The following is a 22511-nucleotide window of genomic DNA, read 5'->3' as shown; positions in this document are numbered from 1 at the left end:
CAACCTTAAATAATCAATTACCGGTTTTCGTTTTAAACGTTATTTGTAACCTAAAAATTACCCTGGAACCATTCTTTCATACGTGCCCACAAACTTTGGGTGTTATCATTCATTTTAGGTACATTGTAGTTTGACTCATATTGTTGTTGGTAACCTCGCAACAACAAACCTACTCCTGTAGCAAATGAAGGATTTTCAGTGGCTTCAGCCAATCCAGAAACATAATGAGCACAACCTTTTCTTACTGGCATCTCAAAACAAAGTTCTGCAAGCTCGATACCGCCTTTAACATTGGAAGCACCACCAGTTAAAACAATGCCAGCAGCCATTCTGTCTTCAAAACCACTACGTCGCAATTCATTACGGACTAAGGTAAATAGTTCTTCATAGCGTGCCGCAACCACATCGGATAAAGCTTTAGCTGATATTTTTCTTCCAGGTCTGTCATTAACACTGGCAACTTCCAACATATGATCTGGATTAGCTAACTCAGTTAATGCACATGCGTGATTCAATTTAATCGATTCAGCTGCTTTTGTAGGCGTACGCAGAGCCATAGCGATGTCATTAGTCACTTGATCCCCGGCGATAGGAATGACGGCTGTATGTTGAATTGCTCCTTCGCAAAATACTGCAATATCCGTTGTACCACCACCAATATCAATCAGGCAAACGCCCAAATCTTTTTCATCTTCAGTTAAAACTGCATGACTGGAAGCCAATTGTTCAAGAATAATATCATTCACCTCTAAACCACAGCGACGCACACATTTCACAATATTTTGTGCAGCACTTACAGAACCAGTAACAATATGCACACGAGATTCAAGACGTACTCCCGCCATACCGATAGGTTCGCGAATACTGCCTTGATGATCGATAATAAATTCCTGAGGCAAGACATGTAGAATTTTTTGATCCGCAGGTATCGCTACGGCTTTAGCTGCATCAATCACACGTTCGACGTCAGCTTGTGATACTTCTTTATCACGAATAGCAACAATTCCGTGCGAATTTAGGCTGCGAATATGACTACCAGCAATACCTGCATAAACAGTCCTCACCTCACATCCAGCCATAAGTTCCGCTTCTTGAACAGCGCGTTGGATGGAATTTACAGTAGCCTCTATATCAACCACAACCCCACGTTTTAGACCACGCGAAGGATGACGACCTATGCCAATAATTTCTATTGCGCCATCAGATGTCACTTCTCCAATTAATGCGATTATTTTTGAAGTTCCAATGTCCAATCCAGTGATAATATCTTTTTCTATTTTTTTTGCCATTATCGTTCCGTTTGTTGTTTCCACTGCACTGCCATACCACGTGGATAACGCAGGTCCACGCTAGACAATTGCTCAATTTTTTCAGCAAACACTGCAGGGTATGCTTTACAAAAACGCAGCAATCGTTCCTCTAACTCTTTCTTTCCTAAATATATTTTTATATCATTGCTCAAAAGCAATACCCAGGATTGGTTTTCTCGTAAATGCAGTCCAGTGGCGTTTACCCCATACATTGATAATATCTTACTCAATTTTTCGTAAACTTGTAAGACTTCTGTTTGTTGAGATAGAGGTCCTTTTAATTGAGGGATGTTTAAACCCGCTGGAACGGCACCCTCATTAAATAATCTACCATCCTCAGTCATCAATGCATTATCCCAAATTGCAACTGGTTTTTTTTCAACAAGTCTTATTTTCAATGTATCTGGCCAAACACGCTCCACGGTTGCAGTATCTATCCAGTTCATTTCGTTTAACTCTTTCTGTAACCCACTTACTGATATAGCAAAAAAACTAGCGCCTACATATTTCCCTAATACCGCTTCCAGCTCTTTATGGGTTACATGCTCGTAATTTGCAGCTACTTTGATTGTAGTAATTGGAAACCGTTCCGCATCAGATAAATAGTAATAACCCAGTCGAAAAGCTAAGAACACGGCACTTAAACTTAATACCAATAACCAAGAGATATAACGCAAATTTCCAGAGTCAACGTCCCTATTTTTATTCATGGCTCTCACAAATAATTGGTTACTAAATGTTGGCGGCAATGTTGATGTACCATCGCAATACGAATCAATTCATCCAATAATTCAGGATAGGATAAACCACTCGCCTGCCATAGCTTTGGATACATACTAATTGAAGTAAAACCAGGTAAGGTGTTTACTTCGTTAAAATAAATGATCTCGTCCTTGTCATTCACAAAAAAGTCTACGCGTGCCATACCCTTACATTTTAAGCGGATAAAAATATCTGCAGCCGCCTTTTTTAATTGCTCATACAACGTTTGACTCAGCGGAGCAGGTATAATCAGATCCGTTTGTCCGCTCTCTAAATATTTCGCTGAATAAGAATAAAAACCATCGGGATGATTAACACGTATTTCCCCAGCAATACTGACCCTAGGTTCTCCCGAAGGGACAACACTCTCCAGAACTGAGAGCTCAATTTCTCGTCCTGGAATAAATGATTCAACTAAAATCTCTTCGTCATAGCGTAAAGCATCATCCACAGCGACGAGCAGTTCAGCCATATTTTTTGCTTTATGGATACCTACACTCGATCCCATGGCACAAGGTTTGACAAATAATGGCCATCCAAACTCTTCTGCAACTTCCTGACAAAAGTGTTGTCTTTCAGATGCTGTGCTGTGCCAAGACAAGAGCTTGTAATTTGCTGACTTTAAACCATTGATACAAACTATGCGTCTTGCCATGTCTTTATCCATTCCAATGGATGAAGAAAGTACATCACAACCGACATAAGCAACACCTGATAATTCAAGCATTCCTTGCAAGCAACCGTCTTCATATAAAGGGCCATGAACTACAGGAAAAACCACATCTGCATCAACAGAGAACCGACCATTGATAAATAAACCTGCTAAAGGGGTGGCATGCTCCGTTACCACTGGAAGTTTTTCTTTATAAGCAAGTAAATCCTGATATTGATGAAGATAAAATAATCCATCTTTATCCATTGCTATAGGAATAATGTTATATTTTCCGGCATCTAAATGTGCAAGAACAGATGCAGCTGAAATCAACGAGATTTCATGCTCTCCAGATTTTCCACCATACAGAAGAACCAGGTTGAGAAGCTTGGACATTAACGGTCTCCGATTATATGAACTTCGCGCAACAACTCAATCGTTGTCTGCTCACGAACTTTAGTTTGTACCAAATGAATCAATGCTGCAATATCAGCTGCGGTTGCTGAACCTTGATGATTGATTATAAAATTTGCATGCTTTTGAGAAACCATCGGACCTCCTACACGCCAGGTAGTGTATTCAGCAAAAGGCTCATTATAAAGCAAAGTGCCCTGAATTTCACCGTCAAGATTGCAAGGATTCTCAGTTGGACTCATGTTGCTCTCACAATTCTTTCATCAGGTTCACAGCAATTTGACCAATACTCCCAGCACCTTGCATCAAGATTACATCACCATCTTTAACTAACTGATTCAGCTGTGCCTTAAGCGATTGCTCATTCACAAGCGTTACTTTTTTATCTTTATTTCTAATTTTTTGTGCCAGAGTCTCACTGGTTATCCCAGGAATCTCAGCTTCTCCTGCAGAGTAGATATCAAATAAAAACAATTCATCAGCAAGGCTCAATACATCCACAAATTGCTCTTGTAATGATTGAGTTCTTGTATAACGATGTGGTTGAAATACATGCACGAGTCGCTTGTTGGGCCAAACATGTCGAAAAGCATCGATAGTTGATAGGATTTCTTGAGGATGGTGGCCATAATCGTCAACAACAAGAGCGGAACCATTTTCAAATCTTTTCTCGCCCAGCATTTGAAAACGACGGCCAACACCTTGGAATTTTGCCAAAGCGCGTACAATAGAAGCATCGTCAACCCCTAATTGTGTCGCAATCGCAATGGCAGCCAATGCATTTAATACATTGTGACGCCCTGGATACTGAAATCGAATTCTTAATGCCGTATAAGGTACAGGACGAACCACAGTAAACTCACTAAGCAGTTCATTTTGCGTCCAATCAATCGCACGGTAGTGAGCCTCTTCGGCAAACCCATAAGTCAATGTAGGCCGTTCAATAGCTGGAATGATCTTACGTACTTCAGGGTCATCAATACAGACCACTGCTAAACCATAAAATGGCAAATGATGCAGAAACTCAAGGAAAGTTGTTCTTAATTTTTCAAAATCATTCTCATAGTTGTCCATATGATCTGCATCAATATTTGTCACTATGGCCATCATAGGTTTTAAGAATAGGAATGATGCATCACTTTCATCCGCTTCAACAACAAAATATGGGGATTGGCCGAGTTGCGCATTGATCCCCAGACTATTTAATTTTCCACCGATCACGAAACTTGGATCTAAGCCACCTTCCGCCAAGAGACTACTTACAAGACTTGTTGTGGTGGTTTTCCCGTGGGTACCAGCTACTGCAATACCATGGCGAAAGCGCATCAGTTCAGCAAGCATTGCAGCTCGTGGGATTACTGGAATCATTTGTTCACGAGCAGCCACAATTTCAGGATTATTCATGCCAACAGCCGAGGAACGAACTACAACATCTGCTCCTTTTATATGTTCTGCTTTATGTCCCATATAAACGGGAATGCCTAAGGATTTTAACCTTTGTACCGTACTTCCTTCACCCAAATCAGAACCAGTAATACGATACCCTTGGTAGTGTAATACCTCGGCGATACCACACATACCAACCCCACCAATTCCAACAAAATGTATTTGTTCTACACAGCCCATCCTTGAAGATATAAATTGTCCTGAATTACCCACAAATTCCCCCTTATGCTGACAGTGGCCTAATGGCCTGTCATAAAATAAACCTTACAGCGAGCGCCCGGATTAGCAAAGGGTTGCTCACTGTAAGGTTTATTTCGAGACAGGTCCTAATCCCAAAGCTTGCCAACGATTTTCATGATCGATGCGCAATAATAACGCAATTACAACACAATTGATAACCATACTTGCTCCGCCATAACTCATTAATGGTAAAGTTAACCCTTTTGTAGGTAGTAGACCCGAGTTAACCCCCATATTAATAGCGGCTTGCAGCCCTAACCAAAAAGTTAAACCATAAGCAGTATACGAAGCAAATAATCTTTCTTGTACATGGGCATTGTATGCAATAGTCAAACCTCTAATGACTAATATGGTGTATAAAACCATAACCATTAAAATACCGATTAAGCCCAACTCTTCAGCTAAAACAGCAAATAAAAAGTCAGTATGCGCTTCGGGTAAATATAATAATTTCTGAATACTCTCTCCCAAACCTGCACCAAACCAGCCTCCCCGTCCAAATGCAATCAAAGACTGAGTCAGTTGATAACCGCTATTATACTGATCTGCCCAAGGATCTAAAAACGCGGTTAAGCGAGCCACTCGATAAGGAGATGAAACCGCCAAAAAGGCGAGTGCGGCCATAACAACACACATCAAGCCTATATAATAGCGTAATTTTACACCAGCTAAAAATAGCATGGCCATAACTGTGCCCGAAATCACCACTGTAGCACCAAAATCAGGCTCAAGTAATAACAAAAAGGAAACAACCCCCAGAATCACCATAGGTTTAATAAAACCCAAGATGCTGTTACTGACCGCTTTTTGCTGACGTACTAAATATCCAGAGAGATAAAAAATCATAGTCAGTTTTGCCAGTTCGGATACTTGAATGCCTATCGGGCCCAAAGCTAACCATCGACGGCTGCCATTGACTGATCGACCTATTCCTGGAATTAATACAATAAGCAACATCAACAGGCAAATTAACAGCATTGGCATACTGATACGCTCCCAAACGCTGCTGTCGGTCCTGATCACAATCAGGGCAATCATTAAACCCGCAAATAAATAACATGCTTGGCGAATTAAGAAATGGAATGGTTGATGAAAATATTTTGTGGAGATCATGACCGAACTCGAAGCGACCATCATCAACCCAATGATTAGCAAACCAATAACTACGCTAATTAGCCATTTATCATAAAGTGAAATAGGCCGACTGACAGGTTTTCCCCTTTGATTTACATGTCTAGGCCGCATCGCTTATAATCCATTCACTAAAGCAGCAAACATTTCTCCGCGGTGATTAAAATCACGGAACATATCCAAACTAGCACACGCTGGAGACAACAAAACAACATCACCTGGTTTTGCCTTTGATTTAGCTACCTCTATGGCATTATCCAATGAAGAAGCACGTGCGATTGGAACTACATTAGCTAAAGCAGCTTCCATCTTATCTGCATCTTCACCAATTAAAATGATGGAGCGTACATAGTCAGCTATAGGTTGAGCCAATTCCCTAAAATCAGCACCCTTTCCTTGCCCACCTGCAATAAGTACAATTTTTCCTTGCATAGAACCTCCTATTCCATTAATCGCGGAGATGGTTGCACCAATATTTGTCCCTTTTGAATCATTAATCCAATCCACACCATCAAGAGTTCGTACCCATTGGCAACGGTGTGGTAAGCCCGCAAATGAGGTCAATACGCTCGTAATGTGGTGCTGCGAAATACCTGCCGCATCCGCCAAAGCAGAAGCCGCGAGCGCATTAAGCCAATTGTGAACTCCTTTGATCAATATAGAGTCAACAGCCAACATGCGGGTATCACCTTTTGCCAAGTATATTTTATCTTCTTGAGTGATCAAACCCCAGTTGTTTTTTTCAGGGGCATCAACACCAAAAGAAATACGGTTAACTTCAGTAGCTGGAACAGTAGAAGGATCATCACGATTGAATAGCGCAACCTGTGCTTGACGGTACACGCGTTGTTTGGCTTGGACATAAGCATCCATAGTATGATGGCGGTCTAAATGGTCAGGACTCACATTCAGAATAGTCGCAGCAATTGGCGCCAACGAATAAGTTAAGTCCAATTGAAAGCTAGATAATTCTAAAACCCATAAATCATACTGATGCTCATCATCAAGCATATCAAGAACAGGGGTTCCTATATTTCCGGCTACAGCAACCTTATACCCTGCAGCCTTCGCCATTTCGCCTACTAAAGTAGTCACTGTGGATTTTCCATTAGTTCCCGTAATTGCAATTACCGGAGCTTGAATCTCTCGAGCCAAACACTCAATATCACCATATACATCGACGCCCATCTGTATGGCTTTTTTTAAAAAAGGAGTATCTAACGGTAGGCCTGGACTTGCAATAATATCTGTCAACTGGGCAATGATTTCATCAGGAATATGTTGCGTATAAACAGGGACATCAGGAAACTCTTTCGTAAACTCAGCGACAGTTGGTACTTGGGCACGTGTATCAAAAGCAATAAATGGTTTCTTTTTTCTACGCAAATATCGTGCTACCGATACTCCTGTTTTACCCAAACCTGCAACTAAATACAAAGGAGGATTCATAAGTGTATCCTTTTATCGAAGTTTTAAAGTAGCTAACCCGCATAACACAAAAACAACCGTGATAATCCAGAATCGGACAATTATCTTAGGCTCAGACCATCCTTTTAATTCAAAATGATGATGTAAGGGTGCCATTCGGAATAAACGTTTACCATGGGTGTATTTAAAATAACCTACCTGTAAAATAACAGAAATCGTCTCAATAACAAATAAGCCGCCCATCATTAATAAAACCAATTCTTCTCGGATAACCACTGCAACAATACCCAAAGCAGCCCCTAAAGCTAAAGAGCCTACATCCCCCATAAATACCTGTGCGGGATAACTATTGTACCAAAGAAAGCCAAGGCCTGCGCCAACAATTGAGGAGCAAAAAATAGTTAATTCCCCTGTGTTAGGAACATAGGGTATTCCAAGGTACGGTGCATAGACTGAGTTACTGGAAGCATATGCAAAAATACCCAAGGCACCAGCAACCATGACTATAGGCATAATCGCTAAACCATCTAGACCATCGGTCAAGTTCACTGCATTGGAACTTCCAACAATAACGAAATAACCCAGAATAGGAAAGAGGATACCTAAACCTATAGTTAAGGATTTAAAAAAAGGTACTGTCAACTGTGTATGGACAGGTAGGTTAGCATGCATGTATAAATAAATTACCGCAATAAGCGCAATAAGTGACTGCCAAAAATATTTCCACCGGGCAGGTAATCCTTTACTGTTTTTTAATACTAATTTGCGGTAATCATCAACCCATCCGACTACTCCATTTGCGAGAGTCACTAAAAGAACAAGCCATAAGCTGGACTGTTGTAAATCCCCCCAAAGTAAACAGCTCACGGTTATAGCCAAGAGAATTAAGACCCCTCCCATGGTTGGAGTGCCTGCTTTTGATAAATGAGTTTGAGGGCCATCATCCCTTACCATCTGGCCAATTTGCAAACTACGTAACCAGCGAATCATCAAAGGACCACAGACTAATCCCACAATAAGGGCAGTCAATGAAGCTAAAATAGATCTAAAAGTTAGGTACTGAAAAACTCTTAACGCATGATACTGTCCTTGGAATAGCTGCGTTAGCCAGTAGAGCATAATTGTTCCTCTTGTTAACCCCAATTAAAGTTTGTTTACAATTCGACTGGCGCAAAGCCTGACGAGCGGTAGAATTATAAACAGGCCCCTATGGGTTTTGTGTTAAGTAACGCCCAACAGGATAATGGGCCAAAAAAGCGGCCAAGCATACCATAAACCTACATACCATTCAGCATCATATAAAAAAAATTTCTTGGATTCTTTAGCTTAATTGCTTGTTGTCAAGCGAGCCAGACATCACATGATCATTTAACCTAAATCAGTTGTTGCACAATCTTTTCCATTGCACTGGATCGGGACCCTTTTACCAAGACAACAGTATCTGGTGACAACTGCTCCACTAGGCTTTGTATTAATTGTTCTTGGGTAGTAAAATGCTCACCGCCAACGCCGAATGATTCAGCAGCTAATTTGCTGTGAGAGCCACAGCTGAGTAATTGATTAATACCCAACCGACGCGCTGCAAATCCGACTTCCTGATGATGCTGGGTGGCCCAAGTACCCAACTCACCCATATCCCCAAAAACGAAAATCTTTTTCCCTGGGCGTTCTGCCAAGACCTCTAAAGCAGCTAAGACAGAGCGTAAATTTGCATTATAAGTGTCATCGATTACAATGGATTGATTTTTCCCTTCAAGGACTGTCAAGCGTCCTTTTACACCACCAAATCGATTTAATCCCTGTTGAATTTCTTTTATGGAAATACCTACAGCATGGCAACACGCTGCAGCTGCTAGAGCATTACGAACATTATGCAGACCAGGAACTTGTAAATGAATATCTGCTTGTCCATTGGGTATGATCAAAGAAAAATGCCCACAACCTGAGGCATCCAGTTGCACATCTTGCGCATAAATATCAGCAGTGTGATCTAAAGAAAAACGGAGTACTTTTTTGTCATGCAATATTTCATCCCAAAAATGAGCATAAGCATCATCATCATTCACAACCGCTACACCAGCTAGAGACAAACCTTGATGTATTTCTCCTTTAGCACGGGCAACACCATCAATAGAACCAAAACCTTCTACATGTGCTGGGGCAATGTTATTAATTAATGTCACATCAGGATGAACAATGGCAACAGTATGTGCGATTTCACCTGGATGATTTGCACCTAATTCAAAAACTGCGTAATTGTGTTGGTTATTCAGTTGTAAAACGCTTAATGGTGCACCAATATGATTATTGAAGTTCCCTCGAGTAGCATGAGAGGGAGACGGTAAAATAGAAGCGATCATTTCTTTGGTTGTGGTTTTCCCATTGGATCCAGTCAACGCAATAACAGGGCAATGAATATCCTGTCGATGAGCAGCTGCTATTTTAGCCAAAGCTTGTATGGGATCCGGAACAACAAATTGTGGTATGCGCACGCCTTCTACAACATAATTAACTACCGCAGCTACTGCGCCACGCATTTCTGCATCCTTTATGAAATCATGCCCGTCAAAGCGTTCACCCCTTATGGCAATAAATAAACTTCCTGGTTTTAGTTCACGGCTATCAGTACTAATACCAGTAAGTTCAGCATTGATCTGACAGGGTTGGGCAAGTAATGCGGCAACAGTATTTAGGTTCATAATATTAAGGCTTGGCTAAAAGTCTAGTGTACTAACACTTGAGCGTAGAGTTCAAGGGGGTAACCACAGTAAAAGTAGTCTGAGCTCTTATTCTAGATAAATTGTAGCCTGTGTGCAGGACAGCGGAACACAAAATTTTTTGTTGTCTTCCCGGGCATTGCAGGGAGTCCCCCATCAAAACAAGGTGCTGTATTCTGGGAATCCCTCGCGTTGTTCAGAGGACGAGGAGCAGTATGCTGCTCCTTATCGATACATTTATACTGCAGCCGACTCCAAATGAGATGGATTGATGTGCAACAGACGATGATAACGAGCAATCCGTTCTTCCGTTAACGGCTTACGCTGATCATCAAGTAAATGAGCATCTAAGCCTTCGCTTAATTGGCGTGCAGTTTCCAGCATAACTGCAAATCGTTCTATATCGATACCAGGATTTTTTGACGAGTGCATGTATAAACAAAGGCCACGCACACTAAAAGCACCAATATTTTGCAAATCAAAAACTCCCGTCGCAGTTGCAGCAGCTAAACTGCACAAAACTGGACCTTGGCCGTTAGGAAATTGATGTCGATGAAATAAACTCCCTTCACCAAAACGTAAACCAGCCGCCAAAACAGTTTGTAATAACTCATATCCTGCAAATTGCCTGTTTTCTTTCGCAAGCAAAAACATCATTAAGGTCGTTGGAGTATCCATTTTTATTGAAGACTCTACCTCTACTTTTGGTGCGGATTTCGACTTCATCTCAACCTTTAATTCAATTTGCTCTTCATCATCCAGAGGCATTAGACGTGGTTGAGAGGTTTTTGGCGTATTTGTTTTAATTAGTTGTACCTCATTATCCCCTGCCATTTCATTATTGAAGTCCGTAGCATTGATTTTACGGACTGCGATAATGTCATCGTTATAATTCTGTGTGTTATCTGAACTTTTTCCTGATGTTCCCAGACTAGGTTGATAACGTTCTGGATTTAAGCTCTGTCTTCGAGCTTTCATTAAGCGCCCAATTGCTACAATAACGCCAATTAACAACAGGACATTAAGAATTAAGCTCCAATTTGCCTGCATCATTTACTCCATAGCCAAAGCTTGTGTTACATCAACCGCAACCAAGCGAGACACTCCAGGTTCACGCATAGTTACCCCAATCAAATGATCTGCTAATTCCATTGTAACTTTATTATGTGTAATAAAGAGAAACTGTACGAATTGTGACATTTCTTTCACCAAAGCGCAAAAACGCCCCACATTTACATCATCTAAAGGTGCATCCACTTCATCTAGCATACAAAATGGCGAAGGGTTTAACTGAAAAATAGCAAAAACCAATGCTACTGCAGTCATTGCCTTCTCTCCTCCGGATAACAAATGAATGGTACTATTTCGTTTTCCCGGGGGTTGTGCCATTACTACAATACCAGCTTCTAACAGATTATCACAAGTCAATTCGAGCTGTGCTCTTCCACCACCGAATAAACGTGGGAAAAGTGCCTTAAATGAAGAATTGACTTCGTTAAAAGTATTTTCCAGGCGTGAACGGGTTTCTTTATCCATTTTTTCAATGGCCGTTTCTAGAGTGGCCAATGCTTGAGTTAAATCATCATACTGCTCATCCAAATATACTTTACGTTGCTGTTCCGTAGTAAATTCTTCAATTGCAGCCAGGTTAATAGCTCCCAAACGTTTAATTTTTTCAGAAAGAGCAATTAATTCATCTTCACGCATCGCCTGAGTGACACCTGTAGGTATTTGCTCAAGTAATACTTGTGCCTGCAAGCCCGACTCATCAAGAGACTCTTGTACTGAACTGGCGCGTACCGCCAAAGCCTGCTCTTCCATGCGGGTATTGCTTATTTGCTCTTGGATACGCTTTACCTCAAAATCACAGTTTAAAATATTTTTCTCGCACTGTTCAAGCGCTATCCTCAGCTGTGATAATTGTTCTCTACTCAAAGTGAGCTGCAATTCTATTTCACCCTGTTTTTGCAATTGTTGGGCCAGTTGCTCTTTGAGTTCCTCTCCGGGACCTTCTGTTTGCAAACAAAGCATTGCGATATGTTCCAAACGCTCTTGCAATATATTTAAACGATCTTGTTCTCGCTCAATACGATCATTGAGTTGCTGTATTTTATTTTTTTCTCTATCGTATTCCAGTTCCGCATGATGCAGTAGTACTCGAGACTCTTCCAACTGCTTATTTTTTGATGCCAACGTTTGCACCCAGTTTTGCTTTTCTTGCAGGCAGCGTTCCTGTTGCTGCTCATACACTTGGCATTGCTCTTCTAAAAAATGTAATTTTTCTTTTATAGTACATTGTTCTGCTGCTGTTTCTTCCAAAGTAAGTTTCAATTCATCACATTCGAACGCTAAAGCAGTTGCCTGTTTTTCAGCCCGCACCATCGTTTGCTCGTTAGCACTCAATGCCACACTATTAGCTCTTAATGCTTCATTACTGGCATTGACATTCAACTGCTGTAATTCAATGTCTTTTAAACTTTTTTGTAACTGCTGATGTGTATCATCACGCTCCGTCCTGATGACCTCAATTTTCTCTTGTAACTCCTGAACCACACCAGCGAGTTCAGTAATTTTTTGTTGTCGAGCCAACAAACCCAACTCATCCTGAGTCTCTGGAGTAACAAATTTCACCCATCCTTGGCCTAACCAAAAGCCATCGGGCGTGATAATCGATTCATGCACCGCCAACGCAGGCAACCAGCTTAATGCTTCATCAAAATGTTCTGCAGCATAGATATGTTCCAATGGATGTGCATTTGCTGGAATGGTTCCTTTAATTTTATCAATAAGACGAGGATAAGAGCTGGGTTTAAGAGTGATGTTTCGGAGGGTAACTATATTTTCGCCTTGTCGTTCGCAAATGGCGCGTTGCGGCCATAATTCTTCAAAAGATTCCAGAACATACGCATGTAATGCTTCATTGAGTACCCGCTCACAAGCAGATTGCCATTTAGTTTCCACTTGTAGAATATCCATCAATCGAGGTTTTTCTGACCATTCTTTAATTACATTTTTGCTGCGTTGCATTCCTTGGCGCGCTGCCCGTTGTGCAGCCATTAATGCGGCATATTCGCTGTTTGCATGATGGAAATCATCCTGCAACCCATGCAGTTGTTGCTCGATATTCTGCAATTTACCACGTAATTGTTCTGTGTTTTCCTGACTTTGTTTGAGTTGCAACGCATCAAACTCATGATCAGCAATTAATTTAATGCGCTGTTCTTCTAAGTTATTTCGAGTCTGTTGTAAATCCGTTACTGAAATCGTTTCTTGCTCTAATTGAAGCTTTTCTAATCTTAAAAGTGTTTGTTGATATTTTTCTTCCAAATGGTGCGCATTAACCTCAGCCACCTGGAACTCTCTTTTCAAATTGCTTGTTTGAGTTTGGACTTCCTGCCAATGCAGATCCCATTCGGCCTGTTGCTTTTGGGTATCTTGCCAATCCACTTCCAGTTCTTTAAATTGAGCCCTTAATTGTTCAAGTCGCTTTTCGAGATCGTGCGCATTCTGCTGACAATGAAGTAACGCCTCTTTATCGTTTTTGAGTTGTTCTTCAGCAATCTGCCAATCATCTTGCATTTGCTGTTGATCCTGCTCCAAACGTTTCTTTTCACGCGTTTGCTGCTGTGTGGTTTCTTCCAAACGAGCAATTTCAGTGCCTAATTGATAGAAACTGGCCTGAATTTGCTGCGTTTGTTCTTCTACATCATGAAGGTTTTCATTCAATTCGACTCGTTCTTTATTGGCCTTAACGAGTGCGCTTTGTTGCTGTTCATAACTCACAGCTAATTCTTGTATTTGACGTTGTTTCACCTCTTGCTGAACAATAAAATCCTGCCATTTAAGTGCTAAAATTTCTGCTCGACACAATTGTTCTTCGTCTTTAAGAATGAGATAACGTTCAGCGGCTTTGGCTTGCCGTTCCAAACGTTGTAATTGTTTGTCCAACTCCTCTCGAATGTCAGCAACCCGAGTCAAATTTTCGCGTGTGTGATCAATGCGTTGCAAGGTCTCACGCCGACGTTCTTTGTATTTGGAAACACCTGCTGCCTCCTCAAGATATACCCTTAAGTCTTCCGGCCGGGCCTCAATAAGCTGCGAAATAGTACCCTGACCAATAATTGAATAACCACGAGCTCCAGCACCTGTCCCAAGAAAAATATCAGTGATGTCTTTACGTCGACAACGACTGCCATTCAAATAATAAGAAGAATCACCATCCCGAGTCACGACACGTTTTACTGCGATTTCACCATAACTCGCAAAAGGACCCGTGAGACGCCCAAGGCTGTTATCAAATACGAGTTCAACAGAAGCCTGGCCTACTGATTTACGATTAGAAGAGCCATTAAAAATGACATCGGTCATGGATTCACCACGCAAATTTCTTGCAGAGCTTTCCCCCATGACCCAACGTACTGCATCGATGATGTTCGATTTACCACAACCATTAGGTCCAACAACCGCAACCAACTGGCTAGGAAAATGAACGACGGTCGGATCAACAAACGATTTAAAACCGGCTAATTTTAATTGCTTCAAATGCATAGTATGGCAATTTTAAACAAAATAAGCAGGCATTATAACTGAGGATGGACAGGCTATCCACAGAACCGCTGATTAACAGAATGCTTGCGTAGAAATAAGATGGAGTTGAGGATTAATTTGACAAACAAATGAACAACGATATAATTCCCCCATTTAATAGAAAATGGATGGATAATGAAGCACTTATTCAATAAATCACTCAGCATAGTAACACTTAGTATCGCGTTTCTTTTTCCAAATCCTATTTTTTCAACACCACCGAACCTGACTTTAGTAAAAAACGAACTTAAAAATTATCATGACTCAGGACTTTATCAAAAAGAGTTAACCCAAGTTATTCAAAAAGCACAAAAATTTATCGATCAACAAGCCGAAATAAATCAAAAACAAAAACCACATAAAAAACTAGCGCTTGTTTTAGACATCGATGAAACCAGCCTCTCTAATTATAACTCCATGATTGAACGTGATTTTGGTGGAAATCGTAAACTATTTCACCAAGACATAATGGCTGCCAATGCTCCAGTAATTAAGCCCATGCTTCACTTATATCGTGATGCACGCAATCATGGCATCAAAGTGTTTTTTGTGACTGGAAGAAATGAATCGGAACGCAAAGCGACAGAGCTTAATTTGCATAAAGCAGGATATGATGGATGGTCTGGTCTCTACTTACGCCCTATGAATTATTCCTCTAAATCCATTATTCCATTTAAATCGCATGCACGAAAAATAATCACCCAAAAAGGCTATACCATTGTCGCATCGATAGGCGATCAATACAGTGACCTTAAGGGTGGATATGCCCAAAAAGTATTTAAATTGCCCAATCCTTTTTATTATCTACCCTAGGCTTTTTTAGGATCATCAGGAGCAGCTTCACTAACCGTTCAGGGGGATGAACTCTTACCCATTTGATGGGTATCCTGATGGACTAGATCGTTTAAAACAATGGACATCAACAATTCAATTTGTTGTTCATACATTTTGCGATCATATCCTCCTTCTAATCCCCAATAAATTTTTTCAATATGGTCTTTATTTTCTCGATACAGCTTAAAAATACTCTCATAAAAATAGGTTAAATCGGTGGTATTAAAGCGAGTTTTCCGTGCCTCAGTAGCCCCCATTAAATACCCATCAACATATTTCCCACAATAAGCGGTTTCTTCTTCATGGGAATCCCAACCCGTGGGTAAAAATAGAGCCACTTTCTGATGATTTATTTTGGCTTGTTGGATTTGCTCTTCCATTTTCTCGATTGCAAACACCAAAGCAGGATGTACTAAACCCGGTTTACGCGTTGTACGACTTAAATTGACGACAAAATATTCTAAGCCTCCTTGTTGCCAAGATTGAATGTTCTGTCCTGCATCTTTTCCACTCTTTTTAAATCGTTCAGTAATAAAATCTTCATCTTGGTGGGGATAAACTCTTGAATCAAAAACATCAATATGACATATATCCATATCTGAAGCAGAATTCATTAAAATATCACATAAACCATTGTCTCGATTTACATCAGTCCCAATAATAATATGTTTGAGCGGTTTAGTGTTTCGTTGCATGTGCTTCAGTAATACTGCTGATTTATTTAAAATACAAAAACCGCTGCCTTCATCTGCGAATGCATGATGAGTAGGTAATCCAAAAGAAAAATGCACTTTTTTAGAATGGAATAAAGTCATCGAAATATCTTTGATTAGCACTTCAAATGTACCTGGAGTAATAAGAATATCTGAGTTTAATTGCTTCCATCCTTTGGGGTGTGCTTGAATGCAATCACGAATAATTTGCTGCAAATATTTTGATGTATGTACCGCCAATAACGCTTGGAGAATCTGGTCTTTTTCAGGAAATTCAGCAAAGAGTGCTAAAGCAACGTCCTCATCCCCTTTTTTCATGGCAGCAAATAATTGATTCCAGTGCTCAGGTAATGCCACCCGATCAGTTGTAACAACAGGTAAGGAAGGATCTTTAGATTGAGTTGTCGTAATCACCTGAGTCATGTGCTTTAGACGCTCGAATTGGTCTTCATCAGCACCAGCCGGCATTCCATGCATTTGCTGTATGTCTTTGACTGAGGGAATTTGAATCAAACATTCTTGATTTTTTTCCTTGTGCGACTCGAGAGATGTCTTCTCTTTAAAGAAATATTTGTGCCTCATCTTCATTTCATCCTTGAAAGTAAAAGAGGAAAGGAGTTTTTTTGAAATCAAAAACTCCTGCCATTCTCTATTAGAGTATAAGGTATGGACACCTGATGCAATGAAGGCGGGATTAAATTAATTAATATACCACACCACTATAGGACGGTGGGGCATTGTAGTGTTCCAACTCTTCTTTAATATCCTTTAGTTCCAGGGCGAGGCCCTTACGTGCTCCCGATTCAATTGCTTTCGGTCCGGCAAAAAAGGTTAATCCAATACCCGTAACAGCCGCTAAAGAAGAGGCAACCCCGAAAACAAGCTCTGTTTCAAGCAAACCAAGTCCCAATGCAATACCCCACGCACTGAGTAGGGAACTCGAACCAAAAGTAGTAAAAAAACCAGCAACACTGGCACAAATCAGCAAGCAACCAGCTGCAATGAGAAGGCCGCCTAAAACTTTTTTACCAACAGCGTTGCTTCCTGATGCGTATTCAGCAATATCTCCTAAACATTTCGCAGCGTGCTGATCCGCAGGATTAACGAAAGCCGAGTTTAAAAGAGTCAGCATTCGTCCATAAAAGTGATAGTCAATTTTTTCTTTTCTTCGCTTTTTCATTTTAACTTCGGCGTCGATTAAATTGACTGTATTGAGGATGTGCTTTTGCAATGGTGTCTGCTGAGTGATTCTATTTTGTGTAATAAAAATCAATCCATTTTTAAAAATTTGCTCTTCTAGACTGGGTAAATCCTGTTCTTTGATTGCAAATAAACCTGGCATATTTTGTTTATTGCTTTCAAACCAAGCTTGCGCGCTATACCCCGTTTGCATGTGGTCGGGTAAATCGCCCTGCTGAACCATATGGGTACTTTCAACAAGATGTCCTAAAAGCTTTTCAAACTCAGGATCTTTCTTTTCTTGTTTTACCCTGGAATACATATCCCATAAGAAACCACACAAGCGCAGATAATTAGTCCGATGGAGTGAGTTCGTGTAAGCAGGATCGTATCCTTCAACGTAGGAAGTCAATGTATTTAGACCATATCGAGCAGTAAACAAGCTAATCCGTACTTGTGGAGCAAGATCGGTTAGATGAGTATCTTCGTAATGAGTGAATGCTTCCCAAATTTTATTTATCAAAGACTGCACGGACTCAAGAGGTCTTTCGTGCAAGGTCTGTAAAAATAGCTGTGCAGCTGGAATATGCTTTTGTAACCATTCTTGGCGAGAAAGCAATTGAGCCATACTCGCCTGAGCTTTATTAATTGCTTCTTCATAAGGCTTCATGCGTTTTTTGAGCGCTTCCCGTTGCTCTTGCAAACGATTTGACCTCCGTTCCGACGGAAAAGTTTCTACGGTATAGTTTCCATAATGACGAGGTCTTGAATCCATCATATCTTGGAAAGAAGCCATATTCACATCAAGCTGATAGCCTAGTGAATTTTGAGAAACCAACTCATTTTGCACTGATCTGAGGCGTTGCCTCTGGTCCTCAATGAATTGCAAATACTCTGTTATTTGCAGCTCAATTGCAGCTAATTCTGCTTGCCAAGATAGGAGACTCGTTCGATTATAAACAACAGGATTAACTGAGGGCATAATGATCCTTATCAGTAGATTACCTTAGAAATGTTCTCGATTATACATGGTGAAAACTATTGGTTCAATTATTGTATTTTATACTCAGAAATAAATATAAGTACCTGAATTAAAATATAAATTAGAGTCACCTCATTTTGCCCAAATCTAGCAAATTATCAAAGCCCCTCAAATACACATCAATACATAGATATGGCGCAGCACCTAAGCAAAGGGATACAATGGCCGCAGTTTCTAAAATTTTTTAAGGACAGGAGCCAATGACTACCAAGACAGCTTTTGAATCCTATTTTTTTCCAATTATTTTAATTGCAGCCATTCTGCTAGGCGGCCTAACGGGCTCCTTTTGGGGATCAATAACCCCATACTTAAAACCTTTTGGTGAGATTTTTCTCAACCTGATTTTTACCGCAATTGTGCCTTTGATTTTTTTTAGTATTACCTCGGCAATTGCACGGGTTGGTTCTATGGGTAAACTGGGTAAAATCGCTTTTTATATGACCCTTGTTTTTCTATTTACTGGTACAGTCGCAGCAGTGTACTCACTCTTGGTTGTCAGCCTTTTCCCTCCAGCCCAGGGTGTTATTTTACCGCTTAATGCCCCAGAAAAAACTTCAGCTATGAATGTTTTTAATCAAATTGCCGATATCTTTACGGTCCCAGAGTTTAGCAAACTGCTGTCGCATCAACATATTCTGGCACTCATTCTCTTTTCAATTCTGGTTGGAGTATCCGCATCAAAAGCCAATGAAAAAGGAAAAATATTCATCGATTTTTTACAGGCTGGAGAAGAAATTTTCATGCGTGTTTTTTCGTTGATTATGTATTATGCACCCATTGGTTTTTTTGCCTACTTCGCTGTTTTAGTTCATGATCTAGGCCCTCAATTAATGGCTAACTACCTGCGAGTCGGGGTTCTTTATTATACTTTTGGCGTCATTTATTTTATTCTAGTCTACACGCTGTTCGCTTATCTGGCTGGGAAAACCGAAGGTATAAAACGATTTTGGAGCAGCATTTTTCTCCCTGTAGTTACCTCACTTGCCACATGCAGCAGTGCTGCGACTATTCCTGCCAATTTAATGGCAGCAAAAAAAATGCAAGTCGCTCCTGAAATTTATGAAACAGTAATTCCTTTAGGTACTATTATTCATAAAGATGGTTCGGTAATAGGTGGCATGTTCAAGATTGCTTTTTTATTTGGAATCTTCCAATTAAATTTTTCCAGTCCCAGTGTACTGCTTACTGCTTTAGGAATTTCTATACTCGTTGGTACCGTAATGGGGGCAATCCCAAGTGGAGGAATGCTGGGTGAATTACTCATACTCAGCGCCTATGGATTTCCTCCTTCAGTCCTGATAATCATAGCCGCAATTAGTATTATCATTGATCCACTGGCGACTATGCTTAATGTGACATGCAACAGTGTAAGCAGTATGATGGTTGCCCGTCTTGTGGAAGGAAAAAAATGGTTAACACGCGCGTAATCTGTTGCTTAAGAGCAGCAATACGCTTTTATTGAAAAGGTAAATTATGAATAAACCTTATAAAAAATTATGGCGTTCCCGTAGAGATCGAAAAATCGCAGGAATATGTGGTGGTTTAGGCGTTTATTTTGGCGTAGATCCTGTATGGATAAGAATCATTTTTGTTGTTTTTTTCCTCCTTGGAGGCGCAGCATTTATTGCGTACATCCTGTTATGGCTGCTTATCCCTTTGGAGCCTGAAGACTGGCAAGATGCCTAAATGCATGGCATGCTCCGATTAACGCAGAAAGAAGTTGTGAGGATGCTATGTTTTCTGATTGGAACATTGTAAATTAGCTGACATACCCTAACGCGCCATCTGAGAGTGCTTTTTGAAATGAAACATTGAATAGTCTCCCGGGGCAAATCGTGCCCCAGATGACTAGCTACTGCTCTTTACTGTTCATCCTGTGATAGAACAAAAGACAATGCATTTAAAATTGCTGCTATTCTAAGCACTGATTGCACCGCGACTTTATTGACTTCATGTTCCAGCAATTGACTTACATGAGAATGGATGCACATTCCACAACCATTAATTGCAGACACTGCCAACGCGAATAATTCAAAGTCGACTTTAGGTACTCCAGGATTTAACATCCCATTCATGCGTAAATTTGCCGGCATTGACGCAAGTTCTTTATTTTCTGACAAATGAATTGCCCGATAATACACATTATTCATTGCCATCAAAGCAGCCGCTGTTTTTACCGCATCATCCAATTCAGCAGAGAGGTAGAGCGCTCCTTCCGTTTTAATCGCATCAATAATGCGCTTATTTTTCAAGGTGTACGCTACAGCCAATGCAGCCCCGTAAAATTGTGTTTCTGTTAACCCTGATTGTGGAATATTGCCAAATAAGCTACTGACATTAAGACGAATATCCTTAGCAAAATCAGGTATCGCTTGTTTCAATTGTTCTATAGACATAGGATTCTCCTGTTCAGAAGCCCCCATAAATACAGGAGCCTCCGCATTTTGCTGTAACTATAACGTTTCGCCACCAATAGGACGATTACATGGACATAATTCGTCAGTTTGCAAGGCATCCAAAATACGTAATATTTCTTGAGGATTACGACCCACATTTAAAGAATTGACACTGACATGTTGAATTACATTGTTTGGGTCAATAATAAAAGTTGCCCTTAGAGCACAACCACTTTCCTCTTCTCGAATGCCAAATCCATCAGTTAACTTCCCACGAACATCTGCAAAACTGTATTGATTTAACTTATCTAAGTCTTTGTGCTCTCTTCGCCATGCGAGTTTGACAAATTCATTATCAGTACTACCACCCAATACCACTGCATCCCTATCGTTAAATTCACCATTTAATTTTGCAAATTCAACAATTTCTGTTGGGCATACAAACGTAAAATCTTTAGGATAGAAAAAAAGTACTTTCCATTTTCCTGGAAAACTTTTTTCAGTAACTACTTCAAAAGCGCTCTCACCATGCTCTTCATGATGATTAAAACCAGGTTTTACTGCAATAACAGAAAATTCCGGAATTTTTTGACCAACAGTTAACATAAATTTCTCCTCAGTTCGTTTGTTTCAATTAAATTATAGTTATGGTGTATAATTATTTAAAATGAATAAAACAGATAACTTTAATCGGAAAAAACGATGAGCAGATTAGCAAGCCTTAAGCAGCTGCATTATTTGATTACACTCTACGACCATCAACATTTCGGGCGTGCTGCTGCGGCATGTTTTATTAGCCAATCAACCTTAAGTGCAGCGATTACAAACCTTGAAGAAACACTAGAGGCACAACTCCTCGAACGAGATCATAAAACATTTTTATTTACTCCGTTAGGAGAAGAAATTGTTCGACGCAGCCGATTGATTATTGAACAGAGCAACGACTTAGTAGATTATGCAAGAAATCAAGGAAAAGTAATGCAAGGGAATTTTTATCTGGGCGTGATCCCTACTATTGCACCATTTATAATCAGTGAATTACAAAATCTGTGTCAGAAGATTTATCCGAATCTTGCTTTATTTATTCGAGAGGACACCACAGACAATGTATTGCGTTATTTAGGGGAAGGTAAACTTGATCTGGTTATTTTGGCGCTTCCCTATCCAACCCAAGATTTTCAAACACAAATATTATGCAAAGATTATTTTAAACTGGTCCTACCTAAGACGTGGTTACATCAAGGTTTTGACAAAAAAATCAGTCAATTGCCCGAAAGCAGTATTTTTCTGCTTGAAAAAGAACACTGCTTGACCGGTCATGCATTACAAGCCTGTCAATTAAAAGAAAGCAAAAAAATCAATCACTTTTTTGCAACCAGTTTACATACTTTAATTCAAATGGTCAGTCATCAGCCTGGCATTACCTTCTTACCTAATCTTGCAATTAACAGCGGTATTCTTACAGGTACTGATTTAGTCTCCGTTCCTTTAAAAACCGATCATGCTTATCGAGAAATTGGTGTAGCTTGGCGAACTACCTCGCATAAGACTCAAAACTATACTTTATTAACTGAATTGATTCAGCAGATTGTTGTTGAGAAATGTGCCTAACTTATTTTGAAAAATAGAGGTGCTAAAAAAAGCGATCAAATTTTTTATT

General features: G+C 40.2%; 18 protein-coding genes and 1 pseudogene. 4 read left to right on the top strand and 15 right to left on the bottom strand.

What is annotated here, in order from left to right:
• Window positions 1-50: 50 nt before the first annotated feature.
• The 11 genes and pseudogenes from ftsA to smc form a co-directional block, all read right to left on the bottom strand.
• A complete protein-coding gene (gene ftsA, locus ACF8MK_RS08405; RefSeq protein ID WP_028380959.1) occupies window positions 51-1289 on the bottom strand; it encodes a cell division protein FtsA in 1239 nt (412 codons plus the stop codon).
• Complete coding sequence (locus ACF8MK_RS08400; RefSeq protein ID WP_392536286.1) at window positions 1289-2020, bottom strand: cell division protein FtsQ/DivIB; 732 nt, start codon at window positions 2018-2020, stop codon at window positions 1289-1291. Before ACF8MK_RS08400 ends, ftsA begins: the two co-directional genes overlap by 1 nt.
• Before the next feature lie 5 nt (window positions 2021-2025).
• Window positions 2026-3120 (bottom strand): D-alanine--D-alanine ligase family protein, encoded by a 1095-nt coding sequence (locus ACF8MK_RS08395; RefSeq protein ID WP_265703359.1) that lies wholly within the window; start codon window positions 3118-3120, stop codon window positions 2026-2028.
• Window positions 3120-3287: pseudogene (locus tag ACF8MK_RS08390) on the bottom strand (UDP-N-acetylenolpyruvoylglucosamine reductase); the annotation flags it as partial. The pseudogene ACF8MK_RS08390 and the gene ACF8MK_RS08395, both read right to left, overlap by 1 nt.
• 100 nt (window positions 3288-3387) lie before the next feature.
• Window positions 3388-4797 (bottom strand): UDP-N-acetylmuramate--L-alanine ligase, encoded by a 1410-nt coding sequence (gene murC, locus ACF8MK_RS08385; protein ID WP_392536285.1) that lies wholly within the window; start codon window positions 4795-4797, stop codon window positions 3388-3390.
• A 96-nt stretch (window positions 4798-4893) separates the two neighbouring features.
• Window positions 4894-6069, bottom strand: coding sequence for a putative lipid II flippase FtsW (gene ftsW / locus ACF8MK_RS08380; protein WP_392536284.1), 1176 nt, complete (start codon window positions 6067-6069; stop codon window positions 4894-4896).
• A 3-nt stretch (window positions 6070-6072) separates the two neighbouring features.
• Entirely contained in the window at window positions 6073-7404 is a 1332-nt protein-coding gene (gene murD / locus ACF8MK_RS08375; RefSeq protein ID WP_392536283.1) for a UDP-N-acetylmuramoyl-L-alanine--D-glutamate ligase, read from the bottom strand.
• Window positions 7405-7416: 12 nt separating this feature from the next.
• Complete coding sequence (mraY, locus tag ACF8MK_RS08370; protein WP_265703355.1) at window positions 7417-8502, bottom strand: phospho-N-acetylmuramoyl-pentapeptide-transferase; 1086 nt, start codon at window positions 8500-8502, stop codon at window positions 7417-7419.
• Window positions 8503-8756: 254 nt separating this feature from the next.
• On the bottom strand, window positions 8757-10082 hold the full coding sequence (gene murF, locus ACF8MK_RS08365) for a UDP-N-acetylmuramoyl-tripeptide--D-alanyl-D-alanine ligase (RefSeq protein ID WP_392538908.1): 1326 nt from the start codon (window positions 10080-10082) through the stop codon (window positions 8757-8759).
• Window positions 10083-10337: 255 nt separating this feature from the next.
• The gene (locus ACF8MK_RS08360; protein WP_392538939.1) at window positions 10338-11150 is read right to left on the bottom strand and encodes a cell division protein ZipA C-terminal FtsZ-binding domain-containing protein; all 813 of its coding nucleotides are present in this window, start codon (window positions 11148-11150) and stop codon (window positions 10338-10340) included.
• Window positions 11151-11153: 3 nt separating this feature from the next.
• On the bottom strand, window positions 11154-14648 hold the full coding sequence (gene smc / locus ACF8MK_RS08355; protein WP_392538907.1) for a chromosome segregation protein SMC: 3495 nt from the start codon (window positions 14646-14648) through the stop codon (window positions 11154-11156).
• Between the two features lie 174 nt (window positions 14649-14822).
• On the opposite strand from smc, the gene ACF8MK_RS08350 reads away from it, so the two are divergent.
• On the top strand, window positions 14823-15500 hold the full coding sequence (locus ACF8MK_RS08350) for an HAD family acid phosphatase (protein ID WP_392538906.1): 678 nt from the start codon (window positions 14823-14825) through the stop codon (window positions 15498-15500).
• A 38-nt stretch (window positions 15501-15538) separates the two neighbouring features.
• On the opposite strand, the gene ACF8MK_RS08345 is transcribed toward ACF8MK_RS08350, so the two are convergent.
• Window positions 15539-16816, bottom strand: coding sequence for an acetylpolyamine aminohydrolase (locus ACF8MK_RS08345; protein WP_392538905.1), 1278 nt, complete (start codon window positions 16814-16816; stop codon window positions 15539-15541).
• Window positions 16817-16937: 121 nt separating this feature from the next.
• Complete coding sequence (locus ACF8MK_RS08340; RefSeq protein ID WP_392538904.1) at window positions 16938-18395, bottom strand: hypothetical protein; 1458 nt, start codon at window positions 18393-18395, stop codon at window positions 16938-16940.
• 260 nt (window positions 18396-18655) lie between these two features.
• Here ACF8MK_RS08340 and ACF8MK_RS08335 point away from each other — a divergent pair, with 260 nt between their 5' ends.
• Window positions 18656-19882, top strand: a complete 1227-nt coding sequence (locus tag ACF8MK_RS08335) for a dicarboxylate/amino acid:cation symporter (RefSeq protein WP_392538903.1) — start codon at window positions 18656-18658, stop codon at window positions 19880-19882.
• 46 nt (window positions 19883-19928) lie between these two features.
• Window positions 19929-20141, top strand: coding sequence for a PspC domain-containing protein (locus ACF8MK_RS08330; protein WP_392538902.1), 213 nt, complete (start codon window positions 19929-19931; stop codon window positions 20139-20141).
• Between the two features lie 176 nt (window positions 20142-20317).
• Here the strand turns inward: ACF8MK_RS08330 and ACF8MK_RS08325 are convergent, their stop codons facing one another.
• Both ACF8MK_RS08325 and ACF8MK_RS08320 read right to left on the bottom strand, forming a co-directional pair.
• Window positions 20318-20851, bottom strand: a complete 534-nt coding sequence (locus ACF8MK_RS08325) for a carboxymuconolactone decarboxylase family protein (RefSeq protein ID WP_392538901.1) — start codon at window positions 20849-20851, stop codon at window positions 20318-20320.
• A gap of 57 nt (window positions 20852-20908) precedes the next feature.
• Window positions 20909-21457 (bottom strand): peroxiredoxin, encoded by a 549-nt coding sequence (locus ACF8MK_RS08320; RefSeq protein ID WP_392538900.1) that lies wholly within the window; start codon window positions 21455-21457, stop codon window positions 20909-20911.
• A gap of 96 nt (window positions 21458-21553) precedes the next feature.
• Between ACF8MK_RS08320 and ACF8MK_RS08315 the strand changes: the two genes are divergently transcribed.
• Window positions 21554-22462 (top strand): hydrogen peroxide-inducible genes activator, encoded by a 909-nt coding sequence (locus ACF8MK_RS08315; RefSeq protein WP_392538899.1) that lies wholly within the window; start codon window positions 21554-21556, stop codon window positions 22460-22462.
• Window positions 22463-22511: the final 49 nt, after the last annotated feature.

Origin of the sequence: Legionella sp. 227 (genome assembly GCF_043161935.1) — a bacterium.
Taxonomy (GTDB): domain Bacteria; phylum Pseudomonadota; class Gammaproteobacteria; order Legionellales; family Legionellaceae; genus Legionella; species Legionella sheltonii.
The sequence above is the reverse complement of the archived record's forward strand: the minus strand, read 5'-3'. Positions and strand labels throughout refer to the sequence as shown.